This window comes from Pseudoalteromonas phenolica (assembly GCF_005886345.1).
Lineage (GTDB): Bacteria > Pseudomonadota > Gammaproteobacteria > Enterobacterales > Alteromonadaceae > Pseudoalteromonas > Pseudoalteromonas phenolica_A.
On sequence record NZ_PNEC01000003.1, the window covers coordinates 119,859 to 135,588 of the forward strand.

Genomic DNA, 15,730 nt, shown 5'->3' on the forward strand with positions numbered 1-15,730 from the left:
TCATTTGCGTTCTGAGACCTAATTGGCCTCAGAATGTTCCACTTCAATCCAATCTTTTTCGTCAACCCAGTTCTGACTGCCATCTTTTACACTACGGATAGGTACTAAGTAGTCACAACTGATTTGCGGTTTAACCGAAGCAAAAATTGGCACAAAGCCGAAACTCAATGCGGTTTCAATAATGGCTTTTTGGTTTTGCGGGTCAATATCTGCCGCTTCATCTATATAGATGGGAATACGAAACAACGTCTGTTCCTGATCTGATAATAGATAACGAATAAACAACATACCACATAACAGCTTGATTGTAATACGTGTCCCGTTAGAACCGGCAGAATCGATTTTATCAAAATGTTCAGTCTCACCGGCGCGATTAACTACCTCAAAACGAATGTCGAATAGATCGGTAAGCGTTAAACCGGCCTTTTCGCTGGCAAGCTTGATCAAATGATCTTTCGCTGCATTGACGGCTTTTTCGTCCGCAGGTGATTCACTCAATAGATCAAGATTATCACCTTTTTCATAACTATCAGACGTGCTGATAATCGTATCGATAGAGTCAACTAGCATCTTACGAGGGATCACGTTGATCTTAAACGCTTGTAAATTTGAGATCCTATGCTGACTGATCCCTTTGTTAAAGCTATTCATCTCTCGACGTAAGCGGTCTAAATCTTCACGTAAACCTTTAATGGTTGCAGCTACCTCAGTGAGAGCAACACGTGCTTGTTTCTCAACCGCGTCACGTTCATTGTCAATATTATGATATGCGCTGATAAGTTTTTGATACTTAGTAAATTCATCAGATTCATTATCAAACTTTGTGATACCCGCATTGTAAATATGCAAATAGGTATTACGCACGTTGACAGCTAGATTACGTAGCTCATGGCAATCTTTATTGAACTGATGGATCACATCAGCCAAGTTATCGAAATCGAGATTTATCTCAACAGGGTAAGGCGTTTGTTGCTCGCTCACTATGTCTAGTGTGTGATCAATACGCTCAGATTTAACCTGTTTTAATCTATCCCCTTGACGTTTAATTAAGTCTTGCTTCGATAAGATAATTGAACGCCTATCTGAGATTGAGCTCGCGTTGTGTTGAATATCTTGAAGGTAACTGTCTACTTGCTCGCGCTCAGCGTCTAATTGCTCTTTGAGTAATGATTGAGCTTCAACAGATTGCAGCATGGTTTGGTATTGCTCGAAGCGTTTTAGCGTTGCTTCTAGCGCCATTAGCTCGTCATATAAGGTATCACGCTCTTGCTGTTTTTGTACTACGTTTGCTGCAACTTCACGCTGTTGTTTGAGCTCGACTAAAGATTGCTGTAATGATTCTAACTGCGCTTTTAATTGTACTTTGTTCTCACCACTTTGCATTTGCACAGGGCTGAGCTTTTTAAGCTTAATGGTCGCACCTGGTAGTTTTAATTCACCACCTTTTACGCTGTTAGATAAGTTGGCTAAGAACTCACCGAAGGCGTCTTCGTCATGAATGTCAACTTCACCTTGGCTAGTCGTCGCAAAGCTCAGAATATCTGGATTCAAAATACGAGAAATTTCTTCCACTTCTTTTAAAGACAGATCTTCACGCATACGAGTAAATAAATTGAACTCAAGATTTTTAAGTTGCAGCTTGAGGCTCTTGATCTGTTTGTTATTTTCATTAATACGATAATCAAGGGTATGTAAGCTTTGCCCTTGGGCGCTATTTATAGAAAACGACAACTGCTCATATTCTTTTTTCAATAATTGCAGATTAGTTTTTAAGGTCGCGTGATTGGTTAATTCGAACTCAGTTTTAAGGGCCGAGTAGTCAATAAACCACTGCTCAATTTGCGCTTGGCGGCGGGCAATGTCGCCAGATTGTTGTAAGTAAAGCTGTTGCTTTTGTTCGAAGTCGTGTTTTTCTTGCTCTATGTCTTCTAGTTGAACTTCAAGCTCACTCATTTGTGATTCTTGATAATCGGCAAATTCCACCAATGCCATATCAATTTTAGGGGCGTAGGCGGCAAGTTTACCTTTTATGCCACTCTCGCTATCGAGCATTTGTTCAAGGGCTGCAATGGGCTCTTGCATTGACTCAAGGGCAGCAAGTTCGCGACGAGAGTGGTTTACTTTATCAAAAGCGCGACGCCATACTTCATAAAAGTCGACTTTTGAGTTTGACATGTGGCGTTCAAATACACGCAGCATAAAGCGTTTTACGTCTTGTGCGCCTAACTTATGTAAGTTAAGAATTCGTCTGAAAATCTCTTTGTAAATAGACGCATCTTGTACGTTATTTAATGGGATCATTTTTAGGTTAATATCACCATCAAATTGCGTTGCGCCACCAATGAGAAGGGCATTTAGCTCTTGCGCTTTTAATTCGACCGCTTTTTTGCCCTTTCTCTCCAAGTGATTAAACAGCTTGGTATATTTAATGATGCTTTTGTCTTGCGTGAAGTCGTTTAAATCTAGCTTACCTGGGTAGCAGAAAAACTGGTGGGCGTAACCTGCAATCTTACCTAAACCTGCAACACCGATGACGACATCACCATGGGGAAGATTGGCTTCAAGTAAGATGTAACTTTGATCGCTTGAGAAGTAGAACTTACGTGTTTCTTCTAAGTCGTGACCATCCCACTCAGTTAAACGCAGGTCGTTGATCAGTGGAAATTGCAGTGCATTAATTACCGAGCTTTTACCAGTATTGTTTGGCGCACAAATAGAGGCACTCTTATTTAGCGGGATCACACATTTTGCATAGCCCGCCGTATTTAACAGTGCAAGCTTACTTAATCCATATAACTTACTCATACTTCTTCCTCGAGTTCGTCAAAGTTATTATCATTTACTTCCATTAATGCATCTATATATCTATAAACTGGCGCGAGTAATATAAAGCCTTGCTCAACTTCTTTAGCCAGCCCTAAGCGCACCATGCGTAAATACACGTCTTTACGAAGTTCTGAGCCTGAAAAAATTTCGAGCTGGTCAAAAAGGTGTTTATTGATTTGTACCAATGTTTGCATCAGTTCTAAGTCGGCGATGTTATCAAAGAGAGCGCGAAGGGGATCTTTACCTTGGTTCGCGTAATGCTCGATAAGAATATAGATAGTTAATGCAATGGCACGAGAAATCTTACCCATGTTAGGTGTGCTCTCATCACTGCCTAAATAGTAAAAACCTCGGGCATCATGAATAAGGTCGTGACCTAGCGCAGTAAATAAGGCTTGGTAAGCATCAATGTTTTGGTCTAGTTGCTGCCATAAGGTGGTGTCTTGTTCACTGATGTGATACCCGCTAACCAATTTTTTATTGATGGCTTGTAATTCTGATAAATCAGTTAAATTAATGTTTGTCATTCTTTTGTTCTTGCTTGTTGGCGGCATTAAATGGATACAGTTTGAGTGTCTGTCCCGAAATAGACACGCTTGTGCGTTGTTCGTCCTGTTGTAATTCGAGATCTGTATCGTTGATTAACTTTTGATATAAAAACAACATCTCATCGGCTTCGAGATCTGGATATTGTTCTGATAAGAAACCTAAAATTGCCGTTCGCTTTTTGCCTGTTTTTGCGAAAGTCGTTCTTACGTTGTTGTAATCTGGAATATTTGGGCTTTGATAGGCTGGTACGTCGTTTTGGTCGGGGAGTTCGTATTCGTCATGCTCAAACTCTACTAGGCTTGCCATATAAGCGACCATGTGGCGTTGTTGCCCTAATGAAAAGCGTTGAATATCAGAGACAAACTCAGGCTGTACGGCACTTAATGTACGATCAACGCCATTTTTACGAATAAGGCCCAGTACTTTAGATGCTTGTCGCGTAATAAGGTTGTTACGTCTTAGTTCTTCTCGCAAAGGCATTAGCATATCAGCACTTTTACGCAGACTTTCTCGACCAACTAGGTGCATATCAAGAATACGAGTACGAAGTTGTTCTAGCATGCGCTTATCAATATTGCCTCGGCCAAAGAGTTCAATGTGTTCTATCTGAGCACTAATTTGCATTTCTATGCGACTAAAGCAGCGGTGAAAGTCACCACGTATATCGACCATTTCCAACATGGGCTCAATATACTCGTCGAAGGCTTCTATGACGGCTTTATAACGCTTTTGAAGTGAAACATGGCTAGTATCAGACTTTGCTTGCTCTACAATGTTAAAAATAGCGTTTTCATTGTGATTAAACAGCTTGACGATTTTACGTACGCGCTCGTCCATAATGCGGCTAAAGCGACGTAACTCTGTAAAGTCTCCATCTTCACCAGACTGTGCTAGGCGGTTCCCGAGTCGTTCAAGATCTGTGACTAAAACCGTTATTTCTGCAGCAAGGCCTAAGTCCTCTTCTTGTAATAAGAAACTGATGAACTCAGCAATCGCTCTGTTGATTTCTAATTGTGACGATTTTGCCAGTGGTATGATTATTTCCTGATTTAATAATTTATTAGTTTCCTTGAATATTTTGTCACTTTTCCAATGAGGATTTTTGTTTTTTATGATGTTTTGAACGTCTTTGATGCTGAAGTCAGTCATTTTGAAACGTTTAAACAAAAGCTCAATAACAGACCAGTGTTCAGTGAGCGTATTTAAAACTTTCTTCGCTGGGATCATATTTTTCCACTTTGTGTCTTTTTTGTGAAAAAAGACCGTATTTTATACTTATATTGATAGCTTACATGTACCTATAATGCTAGAATCTGCGCCGACTTACGTTACCCACCATTTTTGTTAATTTTTAAACACAGGTTGTTTACGCATTATGGTTACTACTATAATCCTAACACTGATAGCGATAGCTTTTGTGCTCATCGTTATAGAGGATATAATCCATGTAAACAAGGCCAAAACTACACTTTTTTTTGGTACTTTATGTTGGATTATCGCCTTTATATCTCCAATACATGGTCAAAGCCCAGAAAATGTACAACATGAGCTAAACCACAACATATTAGAGATAGCAACCTTGTGGCTATTTTTAATGGCCACCATGACTTTCGTCGCTTATCTAAACTCTAAAGGCTTTATACAAAATATCGTGCACCGTGTCATGCCATCACAAATCAGCGAACGTAAACTCATGTTCCTGGTTGGCATTGCCGCTTTTGTATTTTCGTCAATTTCAGACAATATTACAGCAACGCTTATTTCATTAGCTGTTGTTATGTCGCTGAAATTAGACCCAAAGAAGCTTATAAAATATGCAACTTTAATCATATTTAGTGTCAACTCAGGGGGAGTATCATTGATCACAGGCGATGTGACAACACTTATGATATTTCTTGCCGATAAAGTAACCATTCCAGACTTATTATTGCTCGTGGCTCCAGCGATTGTGAGCGTAATCGTGTTGGCTACATTGCTGTCATTTGGCATGAATGAAACGATTGTGTTTGAAAAAGAACAAACACGTCGTATCGAGAAAACGGATGTAACAATAGCGTGTATTTTTGCATTAACGGTTTTTTCTACTTTATTTTTGAGTGTTGAGTATCAAGTGCCACCTTTATTAACCATGTTATTTGGCTTGTCACTGATGTTCTTAGTTGCTCAGTTCTTAATGCGTAAAAAAGACGTAAACCGTAAAATTATTGACTACATTCGCGAGATAGAATACGACACGCTGCTGTTCTTCGTTGGTATCTTACTTGTGGTTGGCGCACTAAAAGAAGTGGGTTTCTTAGTTAAGTTCACTCAGTTGTATGACTATCTAAAACCCGAGTATGCGAATTACATTGTTGGTATTATGTCCGCAGCAGTAGATAACGTGCCTTTAACTGCGGCACTTTTAAAAGCTGATATCACTATGTCTACACAGCAGTGGCTAATGTTTACCTATGCAACGGGGGTTGGTGGTTCAATGCTGATCATCGGCTCTGCTGCAGGCATTATTGCAATGAACAAGGTTAAAGCACTGACATTTGTGAGCTACTTACGTATGTTCTTTTATCTACTTATAGCTTATTCAGTAGGTTATGTAGGTGCTTATTACGCAGGCATGATGATTTAGAAGCTTTAAGTACAAATTAGTTAAAACAGTACTTGACACCTAGACGTCTAAAAGTTACTTTTTAAAAACCCGCACAAACTTGCGTTTGCGCGGGTTTTATTTTGCCTAAGTTCAGCTTAGATTACGCAAAATAAACAGAAGAGGCGCGAAACTTAGGTAGCTGGTTTGAGGTGACGTATACCGATGACAGTCAGTGAGGGAAGTGTTCGCCGAGAAGAATATCAGTACGTCGCTGCTATTTTTCGGTTTACGAGGCTGAATCCTCGGAACTGTCACCGATTTATGGTGGAGAGCTTCTGGCAATGAGCATATCAAATCTATCCGTATATTCTTGCCGAGTTCTCCTTATTGTTGTTGAACACACAGTGTTCATAAAGGAGATAAAATGACTTCCCAGTTCACAGTTGCTAAGTTTGGTGGTACAAGTGTCGCCAACTTTGAAGCAATGCATCGCTGTGCACAAATTATTCATGATGATAATCAAGTACGTATTGTAGTAGTGAGTGCCAGTGCAGGTGTTACTAATCACCTAGTGACATTAACTCAGCAAAAAGCCGATTTAGCAGAGCGTAAAACCCTGGTTAAAGCTGTACTTGATATTCAGGACGCCATTTTAGAAAAACTGACACTAGATGCAGACTTAGCAACCGGCTTCTCTCAAACAATTAGCGAGTTTGAAGAACTGGCTGAACTCCCTGCGTTAAGTGCACAGCAGTGTGACGAAATGCTTAGCTTCGGTGAGCGACTATCCGCTTTTCTATTTACTCAAGTATTACGTAATCTAGGGGTTGCTGCTGACAGGTTTGATGTACGGCAAGTACTTAAAACAGATAACCAGTTTGGTAAAGCAACGCCTGACGTGAGTGCAACTGCAAGCGCAGCAGAGCAGCATTTATTGCCACAACTTGCAGACAAAGTGTTAGTAACACAAGGTTTTATTGGCAGTGATACCTATGGACAAACAACCACGCTAGGCAGAGGTGGTTCAGATTACAGCGCCGCATTATTGGCGGAAGCGATAGGTGCACAAAGCGTACAGATATGGACAGATGTTGTAGGCATATTCAGCACAGATCCTCGTTTATGTAAAAAAGCGTCACCGATTGCACGATTGAGCTTTGATGAAGCGGCTGAGATGGCCACTTTTGGTGCAAAGGTATTACACCCAGCAACCATCTTACCTGCGAGTCGCAGCGGTATAGCTGTCTTTGTTGGTTCTAGTCGCGAACCTCAAGCCGGTGGCACTTGGATTGAAAAAGAAACCGAATCAAAAGCTGGGATTAGAGCAGTTACACAACGTAAAAATCAAATACTTTTAACATTAAAGAGCCCTGAAATGTTGTTAGCGAGTGGTTTTTTAGCGCGTATTTTTACTATTTTAAGTAAATTTAATATCTCGGTAGATTTGGTAACCACTTCTGAGATCAGTGTTGCCATCACACTTGATAATGCCTTGAGTTCATCTAGACCTGAACTTGATCAAGCGTGTTTAGAAGAATTGAGTGAATTCTGTCATGTAACTGTAGAAACGAATCTGACACTAGTTGCCCTGATAGGTTCTGAGATCCAGCTTCGTCAACACGAAGTGAATTTTATGAATGTCCTTAAAGGCTTTAACATTCGTTTAATTTGCCATGGCGCAAGTAAGCACAATTTGTGCTTTTTAGTTGAACAAAGTGAATCAGATAACGTTGTTCAGTCGATACATGCGCAACTGCTAGAAGCGTGTTAAGAAGGCGTTTCATTGTTAAATTCTATCAAGCGAGCTGAGCATTAATACTCAGCTCGCTTTTTTAATTCAAATTTTTGATAGAAAGTGTCAGTACCATAACTAGAAACTCTATGTTATTAAACTCAGTTGCTTCGCAAAGGGTTTTAACTTGCGTATACTCATACGTCTATAACAAAAACATAAAGATATCAAAATGGCTCAATTGCGTGATGGCTTTCAAAGTCGCCTAGGCTTTGTTTTGGCAGCTGCTGGTGCTGCTGTAGGGCTTGGAAATATTTGGGGGTTTCCCACCCAAGCTGCAAACCACGGCGGTGGTGCATTTTTATTAGTGTACTTTGCCGTTATATTTCTCTTGGCTTTACCTGCTTTATACACAGAGTTGTATATTGGTCACCAGGCACAATCTAACCCAGTTAAAGCACTTAATCAGGCATGGCAGGATAGTAATCCTAAAATAGGATCTACAGCAGGTTATGTCGGCCTATGTGGTGCCATTGTGATGTTAAGTTTTTACTCGATCGTTGCTGGTTGGATGCTCGCCTTTTCAATTGAACCACTGGCAAGGTTATTAGAACTAAATGAGATAGCTGAATTCTTGAAAGGTGACTCGACATTGAGGAACTTCATTTTCACGCCGCTTATGTTGCTGCTTACTGCTAGTATCATTTTGAAAGGTGTTAAGTCAGGTATTGAGGCATGGTCTAGAAGGCTAATGCCTTTATTATTGTTGTTACTTATAGGTCTAATTGGCTATATGGCAACCCTTGAAGGTTCTATAGAGGGTTTTAAAGCTTATTTAGTTCCAGATTTTTCAAAAGTAACAGATCCTGATTTGGTTATTGCTGCTATGGGCCAAGCTTTCTTCTCACTCTCATTAGGGGTTGGCTGCATGATGATCTACGGCTCATATTTGAAGCCAAATGAAAATCTACCTAAATTAACCGCAAGTGTTGCCTTACTTGATACCTGTGTTGCTTTTCTAGCTGGGTTGCTAATCATTCCTGCAATATTCGTCGCACAGCAAAGTGGCGTGGAGGTTTTCCAAGATGGTAAGTTGATTGGTGAAGGTCGCTTGATTTTTGCCGTTCTGCCAGAGCTATTTATGAATATGGGCCAAATAGGTCTATTTGTAGGCCTAAGCTTTTTTGTACTTATGTCTATTGCAGCTCTTACCTCAACCATCTCTTCAACTGAGATACCGGTGTCTTTTTTAGTAGAAAACCATGGCTTTAGGCGTAAAAACGCAACAATATGGGTCACTTTAGTAATTATACTGGTCTCCACGACAATTATACTTAATTTTGAATGGTTGTTTGGACTTATAATAAGTGTATTGACCCATTACCAATTACCTCTGATGGGACTATTTTACTTCATTACAGTTGGTTGGATGTGGCATAGAGGCAATAAGCTTTTAGAGGCAAGAAGTGGTTTCCATTATTACTTCGCGCAATATGTACGATTTATTTGCCCTATTTTGATGACGGCTGTATTTGTTAATGTTGCTTTGAAATAGTGTCGGCGTAGACTAGAAAAGCCTTGGTAGTCCCAAGGCTTTTTTATTTGTAATAAATTACATCACATTTCATAAAAAAACGTCTAATGAAAGCATCAGACTTTTTAAATGTATTAAGTGTCAGTAGAGATAAAGACTGACTTAACTTAATTACAGCCTACTTGAATTTGTTCCGTCCAGACCTTCACTACAAAATCATTATAATCGGCATCATTCTGATCTTCCCAATATTGTTTTTGACCATGCCACCTAAAGTTCTGACCCAGGTTTGAAGCGTTTCCATTTAATGCTAATGCATAATCGAAATGCGTTGCTGAAGGGAGTTGATAGCTTCCTGTACCGCCATACTCATCTAATAACTTAATGAATTGGTGATTGACTTTTAACCCCCAATCATTGTTGTAACCAGCGCTTTCACTGATGAATTGATAGTTTATTTTGGTGTAAGGCACAGGTGTACAGGCTGGATCATCATTTAATATTGTTGCAGGTGCAATTGAACTACCGGTACTATTTAATATTGCGCTTGCTTGAATTGAGAAAGTCTTTGCTTCGCTATATTCATTGTTATCAATTGTAGGAATGGTTATGGTCTTTTGCGTTTCACCAGTAGCAAACGTTAAAGTTTGTGTAGCAAAGCTGTAATCGCTTGAGGTTGCAGATCCTGCAATGGCTTCAACTTCTATTTCGACATCTTCAAAGTAGGTATCAGAAAGATTAATTGCAAACTCGAGCGTACCGCCTTCAGTGACAGTATCAATTACGGATGATACTGTCACTGAAGGTAATGGATCAGTTTCACAAATAGGTGCTGAGTAACAAGTCGTTGTCTCTTTTGTGTTAGTTGCTAAATCGTTGAGACGAATAGGCAGCTCTGTGATGAAACATGTATTACCAGAGTGAGGGTTTAACTTAAATAACTCAGACTTATTCAAATGACCTTGGTCATTAATTTTGGTACGGCTAATAATTAGGTTGCCATCATGATCAATGGTTGAGCCTGTTACCGCTTGTAAACCATGACTAGATAGTTTCTCCAGTGAAAAATCTGCGGTATTTACCTCATACACACTGCTACTTGTTACAAGAATAAGAGCATCATCATAAAAAGCTAAATCACCACGATACTTGCCACTGAGGTTATTTAATTCAGCAAGTTGATTGTAGTCACCTGTCTGAGGGTTAATTTCGTATAACTTTGTCGATGAGCTGCCGATTAAACGATTATTAGTTTGATCATAAGCAAGTGCAATCACGCCTTTTGTTCGTCCAACCTCAACATGTGACTGTGATGCAAAATCGTAATAGGCAAGTTTAGTATACTTAAATCGACTTCCAGCAATTGGTAAATTCTTTTTTTCTTCACTTGAAAGATTGAGGTGGCTTATATCGACTTTATACTTAATCTGTCTAGGCGCAGATACATAGTACATACGATTTTGGCTAGAGTCATACGCCAAGGCTGATGAGCTAAATTTAGCAACTGAATTGGCGTTAACTGATGACAGTTGATCAGTGATGTTGAATAGAATACCAGTTTCACCACGACCAGAATTTATTCCGTAGAGTTCACCTTTACACTCGTTCGCATATAAATTAAAAGATGTTGCTGATATGGCAAACGCTAAAGATGATAGTGTGAAAGACTTATACATAGTGCAATCCTAAATACAGTTCCGTAACTAAAGAAAACACAAAGTAATGACACATCAAATCCAAACTGATGTGGATCTTAGTCCGTCAAGTGCAGGCGCATCCATTATTATCTTTGCAGATGACGCTATTATTCCTTTTTAGTTAACATTTTGCAAATATAAATTAATCCTTTTGTATTTGTTTTTCGAAGTTGGGTAAAAGTTCCTCAATAATCTTTTTGGCAGGAATAGTGTAACGAGTACCGTTAAACATCACTGAAGTATGCTCATTAATATCTGTAATACCGGTTAACGTCCAACCTTCACCACGTTCACTACAGAATACCTTGGTAGTGGGAGGAATAACTTTAAATGTTTGGTTCATATAAAACTTATTTCTAAAAGCAAAATCTAATTTTGTAGAATTATAAAATATAAAAGTGTAAAAAAAACCCCTCTATTGAGGGGTTTTGGGTAACTCAGTGCATTAGCACTGGGAATGAGGTCGGTACATTAGTGTTGTTATTGTCGACACTGAATTAGAACTGCATTTCGGGGATATCGCCTTCAACGATTAGCTTACCCGCTGTTTTGCTTATAATTTCATCAACAGTAACACCCGGCGCGCGTTCTAGCAAATAAAATGCGCCATCTTTAACTTCTAATACGGCAAGGTCAGTCACGATTTTCTTAACGCAATTAACGCCTGTTAAAGGTAGCGAGCATTTCTCTAATAATTTAGAGTCGCCATGTTTACTAGCATGGGTCATAGTAACGATGATGTTTTGTGCGCCGGCAACTAAATCCATCGCGCCACCCATGCCTTTGATTAATTTTTTCGGGATCATCCAAGAAGCAATATTACCTTCTTGGTCAACTTCAAATGCACCTAGAACCGTTAAGTCTACATGACCACCACGGATCATGGCAAAGCTTTCAGCACTATTAAAAATAGCGGCACCTGTCGCTGCTGTCACGGTTTCTTTACCCGCGTTGATCATATCTGCATCAACTTGGTCTTCAGTAGGGTATGGACCCATGCCTAATAAGCCATTTTCTGATTGCAGCATAACTTTAATGCCATCAGGTACATAGTTGGCAACTAGGGTAGGAATACCAATACCTAAATTAACGTAATAACCGTCTTGAAGCTCTTGCGCAACACGCATTGCAACTTGTTCACGAGATAAAGCCATTGTTATTCTCCTTACTTACTGGTTGTAACGCGTTCGATGCGTTTTTCAAAGTCGCCTTTGATAACACGGTTTACATAAATGCCTGGTGTGTGAATTTGACTTGGTTCTAGTTCACCCGGCTCAACGATTTCTTCAACTTCAGCAACGGTAATTTTGCCCGCCGTTGCAGCCATAGGGTTGAAGTTCATTGCTGTATGGCGGAACACAAGGTTGCCGTAACGGTCTGCTTTCCATGCCTTTACGATGGCAAATTCACCTGTGATTGATTCTTCAAGAATATAAGGGCGGCCGTTGAACTCTTTTACTTCTTTACCTTCAGCAATCGGTGTACCGTAACCTGTTGCAGTATAGAAACCAGGAATACCTGCACCACCGGCACGCATTTTCTCAGCCAATGTACCTTGTGGTGTTAACTCAACGTCGATGATGCCGTCTAGTAATTGCTGTTCGAAAAGGGCGTTTTCACCAACATAAGAGGCGATGATTTTTTTGATCTGACGGTCTTGTAATAAAATACCTAAACCAAAGTCATCAACACCACAGTTGTTAGAGACAACAGTCAGCTCTTTGGTTTGTAGACGTTTAATTTCTGCAATTAAACCTTCAGGGATCCCACACAAACCAAAACCACCGGCGATGATGGTGTCACCATCTTTTAAACCCGCCATTGCTTCGGCGTAGGTATTTACTACTTTATCAAAACCGGCCATAAGACCACTCCTAACTTTTGTTTGTCAAAAGAGCGCGAGCATTATGCTCACGCAGCTATCATTTTTTATTGTTCGCACTTCGCACGTAATGCTAAAGAAACTTTGCTGGCAGGGGGCTTATTTAAGGCATCACAGATAGCCCAACCTGCGCTAGCAAGTCTTTCTAAATCAATTTGGGTACTTATGCCAAGTCCTTCAAGCAAGTAAATTACATCCTCAGTGGCAACATTTCCTGACGCACCTTGTGCATAAGGGCAGCCGCCAAGGCCTGCAACGGCGCTGTCTATTGTACTAATGCCCATTTCTAGTGCCGTGTGGATGTTGGCGATAGCTTGGCCGTAGGTATCGTGAAAGTGCACAGCCAGCTTGTCTAAAGGCAGGTCTTTAATAAGTAAATCAAGCAGTTTTTTTACTTTACCTGGTGTACCAACGCCTATGGTGTCGCCTAAGCTAATCTCGTAACAGCCAAGAGCCAACAATTGTTTACACACATCCAACACGGCTTCTGGCAGCACTTCGCCTTGGTAAGGGCAACCAACCACACAACTGACATAGCCGCGAACTTTAACGTTATGCTGCTGTGCTAGTTCAACCACAGGTTTAAAGCGCTCAATACTTTCTTCAATAGAGCAATTAATGTTCTTTTGTGTGAATGCCTCGCTGGCCGCGGTAAAAATTGCGAACTCTGTAATGCCACATTCAAGAGCGGCTTGTGCACCTTTTAAGTTTGGTGTTAAGGCTGAAAGCTGTGCATTATCGGCAACAGATAAACCTTTTATAACTTCAGCCGAGTCCGCCATTTGTGGCACCCATTTAGGCGATACAAACGCACCAGCCTCAAGATGAACCATACCAGCTTCAGATAACCCATTTAACAGGGTTATCTTTTGCTCTGTGGTGACTTTACTTTCATTTTGTAAGCCATCACGGGCACCGACTTCAACGATTTTGACTTGAGTTGGGTACGCCATGTTATGCCTCCGCTTCATCAACGATGGCAAGTAGGGCACCGTGGCTAACTAATTCGCCTTCAGCAAAGCAATAGCTGGTTAGTGTGCCTGCAAATGGGGCGTTAAGCGTGTACTCCATCTTCATGGCTTCAATAACCACGACAGCATCACCTTTAGCAACTTCAGCACCCACTTCAACAAGATGTTTAACAACCGTACCGTTTAGCGGCGCTGCTAATGGTGCTTCTTCATGCTCATGTTGGCTAATGTAATGTTTAGAACGTAAATCAAAAGTACGTACAAAGGCACTAAACATCACTGTCACTTGCTCGTCGTTGACGAGTGTGCAGGCTTTATAAATGCGGCCATCAAGATTGATAGTTAGTGACTCACCGTTAAGAGTTGCTGAAACTGTATGTTCGTTACCATTCACCGTTAATTTAAAGCCATTGTCTTCAACGAATGCCCTAATGTTCAATCCATCAAACGGCACAACCACAGATGCAGCTTGGTTTAGCTTAAAGCCTAAGGCACTTTGCCAAGGTGATTTAGCCGCAGCAAAGTTCGCTTGGTTTTGTTTATTTGCTAAGTAAGCGGCTGATGCAATCAATGAGATCATTTCTTCAGGGGCATGCTCAACAGTTAATACATCAGTTTGTGTATCAATAAAGTGGGTATCTGGCGCACCTGCAACAAAAGTATCGTGTCCCGATAGGTGATGTAAAAACGCAATGTTGGATTTAACACCCGATAAATGCACTTCTTCAAGTGCGTGGTGAAGCTTTAACAATGCAGTTTTACGATCTGCGCCATGCACAATTAACTTGGCGATCATTGGGTCGTAGAAAGGGCTGATCTCTGCACCCGATTGCACACCTGTATCAACACGCACGCCTTGGTTTTCAACTGGGAAAGATAAGTGTGTCAGTGTGCCCGAGTATGGCATAAAGTTTTCTGTCGGATCTTCAGCGTAAATACGCGCTTCAAAGCTATGGCCTGACAAAGTCACTTGCTCTTGTTTAAGAGGAAGCACCTCACCACTTGCGACACGAATTTGCCACTCTACAAGGTCAAGGCCGGTGACCATTTCAGTAACTGGATGCTCTACTTGCAGGCGCGTGTTCATTTCCATAAAGAAGAATTCTTCGCCACATAGTAAAAACTCAACCGTACCTGCACCACGATAGTTAATCGCCTGAGCACAACGTACCGCTGCTTCACCCATCTCGCGGCGAAGTTCGTCAGATAAACTTGGGGCAGGGGCTTCTTCAATCACTTTTTGGTGACGGCGTTGTAAAGAGCAATCGCGGTCACCTAAATAAACACAATTACCGTGCGTATCTGCAAAGACTTGAACTTCAACGTGACGCGGTGTATCTACGTAGCGCTCTAGCAAAACTAGGTCGTTACCAAACCCTGCAAGTGCTTCACGCTTTGCGCCTTCTAACGCGCTTACAAACTCTGACGCTTCGCGCACAACGCGCATGCCTTTACCACCGCCGCCAAACGCAGCTTTGATAAGCACTGGATAACCAATTTTCTCAGCTTCTGCCGTTAAAAAGTCGACATCTTGGTTTTGACCATAGTAACCAGGCACAAGCGGTACATTGGCTTCAGCCATTATCTCTTTAGCACGAGTTTTTGAACCCATCGCTTCAATAGAGCTTGCAAGTGGTCCTAAAAAAGCAATACCCGAGTCTTCACACTTTTGAGCAAAAATATCGTTCTCAGATAAGAAGCCATAGCCCGGGTGAATACAATCAGCACCAGCGAGCTTGGCGACTTCTAGTACTCTATCAGCAACTAGGTAAGAATCTTTACTTGGTGCTGGTCCAATATGGTAGGCTTCGTCAGCCTGTTTAACATGCAGGGCATTGTCATCTGCATCTGAATAAACGGCAACAGTACGCAAACCTAAGCGTTTAGCTGTTTTCATAACGCGGCAGGCAATTTCACCACGGTTCGCAATTAGAATTTTCTTTAACATAGTGATG

Annotated in this window: 12 protein-coding genes and 1 riboswitch; of the genes, 3 read left to right on the forward strand and 9 right to left on the reverse strand. The window is 40.9% G+C overall.

Annotated features, from left to right (window positions below):
• Positions 1-18: 18 nt before the first annotated feature.
• From CWB72_RS01970 to CWB72_RS01980, 3 genes are read right to left on the reverse strand one after another with little or no spacing between them, the layout of a single operon-like run.
• On the reverse strand, positions 19-2,805 hold the full coding sequence (locus tag CWB72_RS01970) for an ATPase (protein ID WP_138628849.1): 2,787 nt from the start codon (positions 2,803-2,805) through the stop codon (positions 19-21).
• Complete coding sequence (locus CWB72_RS01975; RefSeq protein ID WP_138628851.1) at positions 2,802-3,353, reverse strand: condensin complex protein MksE; 552 nt, start codon at positions 3,351-3,353, stop codon at positions 2,802-2,804. Before CWB72_RS01975 ends, CWB72_RS01970 begins: the two co-directional genes overlap by 4 nt.
• On the reverse strand, positions 3,340-4,602 hold the full coding sequence (locus CWB72_RS01980; RefSeq protein ID WP_138628853.1) for a hypothetical protein: 1,263 nt from the start codon (positions 4,600-4,602) through the stop codon (positions 3,340-3,342). Before CWB72_RS01980 ends, CWB72_RS01975 begins: the two co-directional genes overlap by 14 nt.
• Before the next feature lie 148 nt (positions 4,603-4,750).
• Between CWB72_RS01980 and nhaD the strand changes: the two genes are divergently transcribed.
• The 3 genes from nhaD to CWB72_RS01995 all read left to right on the forward strand — a co-directional run bounded on the left by nhaD (position 4,751) and on the right by CWB72_RS01995 (position 9,246).
• A complete protein-coding gene (gene nhaD, locus CWB72_RS01985; protein WP_138482439.1) occupies positions 4,751-5,998 on the forward strand; it encodes a sodium:proton antiporter NhaD in 1,248 nt (415 codons plus the stop codon).
• Between the two features lie 130 nt (positions 5,999-6,128).
• Positions 6,129-6,302, forward strand: a riboswitch (Lysine riboswitch).
• An 81-nt stretch (positions 6,303-6,383) separates the two neighbouring features.
• Positions 6,384-7,730 (forward strand): lysine-sensitive aspartokinase 3, encoded by a 1,347-nt coding sequence (gene lysC, locus CWB72_RS01990; RefSeq protein WP_138628855.1) that lies wholly within the window; start codon positions 6,384-6,386, stop codon positions 7,728-7,730.
• A 193-nt stretch (positions 7,731-7,923) separates the two neighbouring features.
• Entirely contained in the window at positions 7,924-9,246 is a 1,323-nt protein-coding gene (locus CWB72_RS01995; RefSeq protein ID WP_138628857.1) for a sodium-dependent transporter, read from the forward strand.
• A 146-nt stretch (positions 9,247-9,392) separates the two neighbouring features.
• On the opposite strand, the gene CWB72_RS02000 is transcribed toward CWB72_RS01995, so the two are convergent.
• The 6 genes from CWB72_RS02000 to CWB72_RS02025 all read right to left on the reverse strand — a co-directional run bounded on the left by CWB72_RS02000 (position 9,393) and on the right by CWB72_RS02025 (position 15,723).
• Positions 9,393-10,901, reverse strand: coding sequence for a Calx-beta domain-containing protein (locus CWB72_RS02000; RefSeq protein WP_138628859.1), 1,509 nt, complete (start codon positions 10,899-10,901; stop codon positions 9,393-9,395).
• Between the two features lie 163 nt (positions 10,902-11,064).
• Entirely contained in the window at positions 11,065-11,265 is a 201-nt protein-coding gene (locus CWB72_RS02005) for a hypothetical protein (RefSeq protein ID WP_138568467.1), read from the reverse strand.
• A gap of 154 nt (positions 11,266-11,419) precedes the next feature.
• The gene (locus CWB72_RS02010; protein WP_138628861.1) at positions 11,420-12,076 is read right to left on the reverse strand and encodes a CoA transferase subunit B; all 657 of its coding nucleotides are present in this window, start codon (positions 12,074-12,076) and stop codon (positions 11,420-11,422) included.
• 11 nt (positions 12,077-12,087) lie between these two features.
• Positions 12,088-12,786, reverse strand: a complete 699-nt coding sequence (locus tag CWB72_RS02015) for a CoA transferase subunit A (RefSeq protein WP_138628863.1) — start codon at positions 12,784-12,786, stop codon at positions 12,088-12,090.
• A 65-nt stretch (positions 12,787-12,851) separates the two neighbouring features.
• Positions 12,852-13,757, reverse strand: a complete 906-nt coding sequence (locus CWB72_RS02020) for a hydroxymethylglutaryl-CoA lyase (RefSeq protein ID WP_138628865.1) — start codon at positions 13,755-13,757, stop codon at positions 12,852-12,854.
• 1 nt (position 13,758) lies between these two features.
• Complete coding sequence (locus CWB72_RS02025) at positions 13,759-15,723, reverse strand: acetyl/propionyl/methylcrotonyl-CoA carboxylase subunit alpha (RefSeq protein ID WP_138628867.1); 1,965 nt, start codon at positions 15,721-15,723, stop codon at positions 13,759-13,761.
• Positions 15,724-15,730 lie beyond the last annotated feature (7 nt).

Bases quoted from the DNA above. Each gene is read 5' to 3' on its own strand.
- CWB72_RS01970 (WP_138628849.1), bottom strand. From the start codon at position 2,805: ATGAGTAAGTTATATGGATTAAGTAAGCTTGCACTGTTAAATACGGCG.
- CWB72_RS02015 (WP_138628863.1), bottom strand. From the start codon at position 12,786: ATGGCCGGTTTTGATAAAGTAGTAAATACCTACGCCGAAGCAATGGCG.
- CWB72_RS02005 (WP_138568467.1), bottom strand. From the start codon at position 11,265: ATGAACCAAACATTTAAAGTTATTCCTCCCACTACCAAGGTATTCTGT.
- CWB72_RS02010 (WP_138628861.1), bottom strand. From the start codon at position 12,076: ATGGCTTTATCTCGTGAACAAGTTGCAATGCGTGTTGCGCAAGAGCTT.
- lysC (WP_138628855.1), top strand. From the start codon at position 6,384: ATGACTTCCCAGTTCACAGTTGCTAAGTTTGGTGGTACAAGTGTCGCC.
- CWB72_RS01980 (WP_138628853.1), bottom strand. From the start codon at position 4,602: ATGATCCCAGCGAAGAAAGTTTTAAATACGCTCACTGAACACTGGTCT.
- CWB72_RS02020 (WP_138628865.1), bottom strand. From the start codon at position 13,757: ATGGCGTACCCAACTCAAGTCAAAATCGTTGAAGTCGGTGCCCGTGAT.
- nhaD (WP_138482439.1), top strand. From the start codon at position 4,751: ATGGTTACTACTATAATCCTAACACTGATAGCGATAGCTTTTGTGCTC.
- CWB72_RS01995 (WP_138628857.1), top strand. From the start codon at position 7,924: ATGGCTCAATTGCGTGATGGCTTTCAAAGTCGCCTAGGCTTTGTTTTG.
- CWB72_RS01975 (WP_138628851.1), bottom strand. From the start codon at position 3,353: ATGACAAACATTAATTTAACTGATTTATCAGAATTACAAGCCATCAAT.
- CWB72_RS02025 (WP_138628867.1), bottom strand. From the start codon at position 15,723: ATGTTAAAGAAAATTCTAATTGCGAACCGTGGTGAAATTGCCTGCCGC.
- CWB72_RS02000 (WP_138628859.1), bottom strand. From the start codon at position 10,901: ATGTATAAGTCTTTCACACTATCATCTTTAGCGTTTGCCATATCAGCA.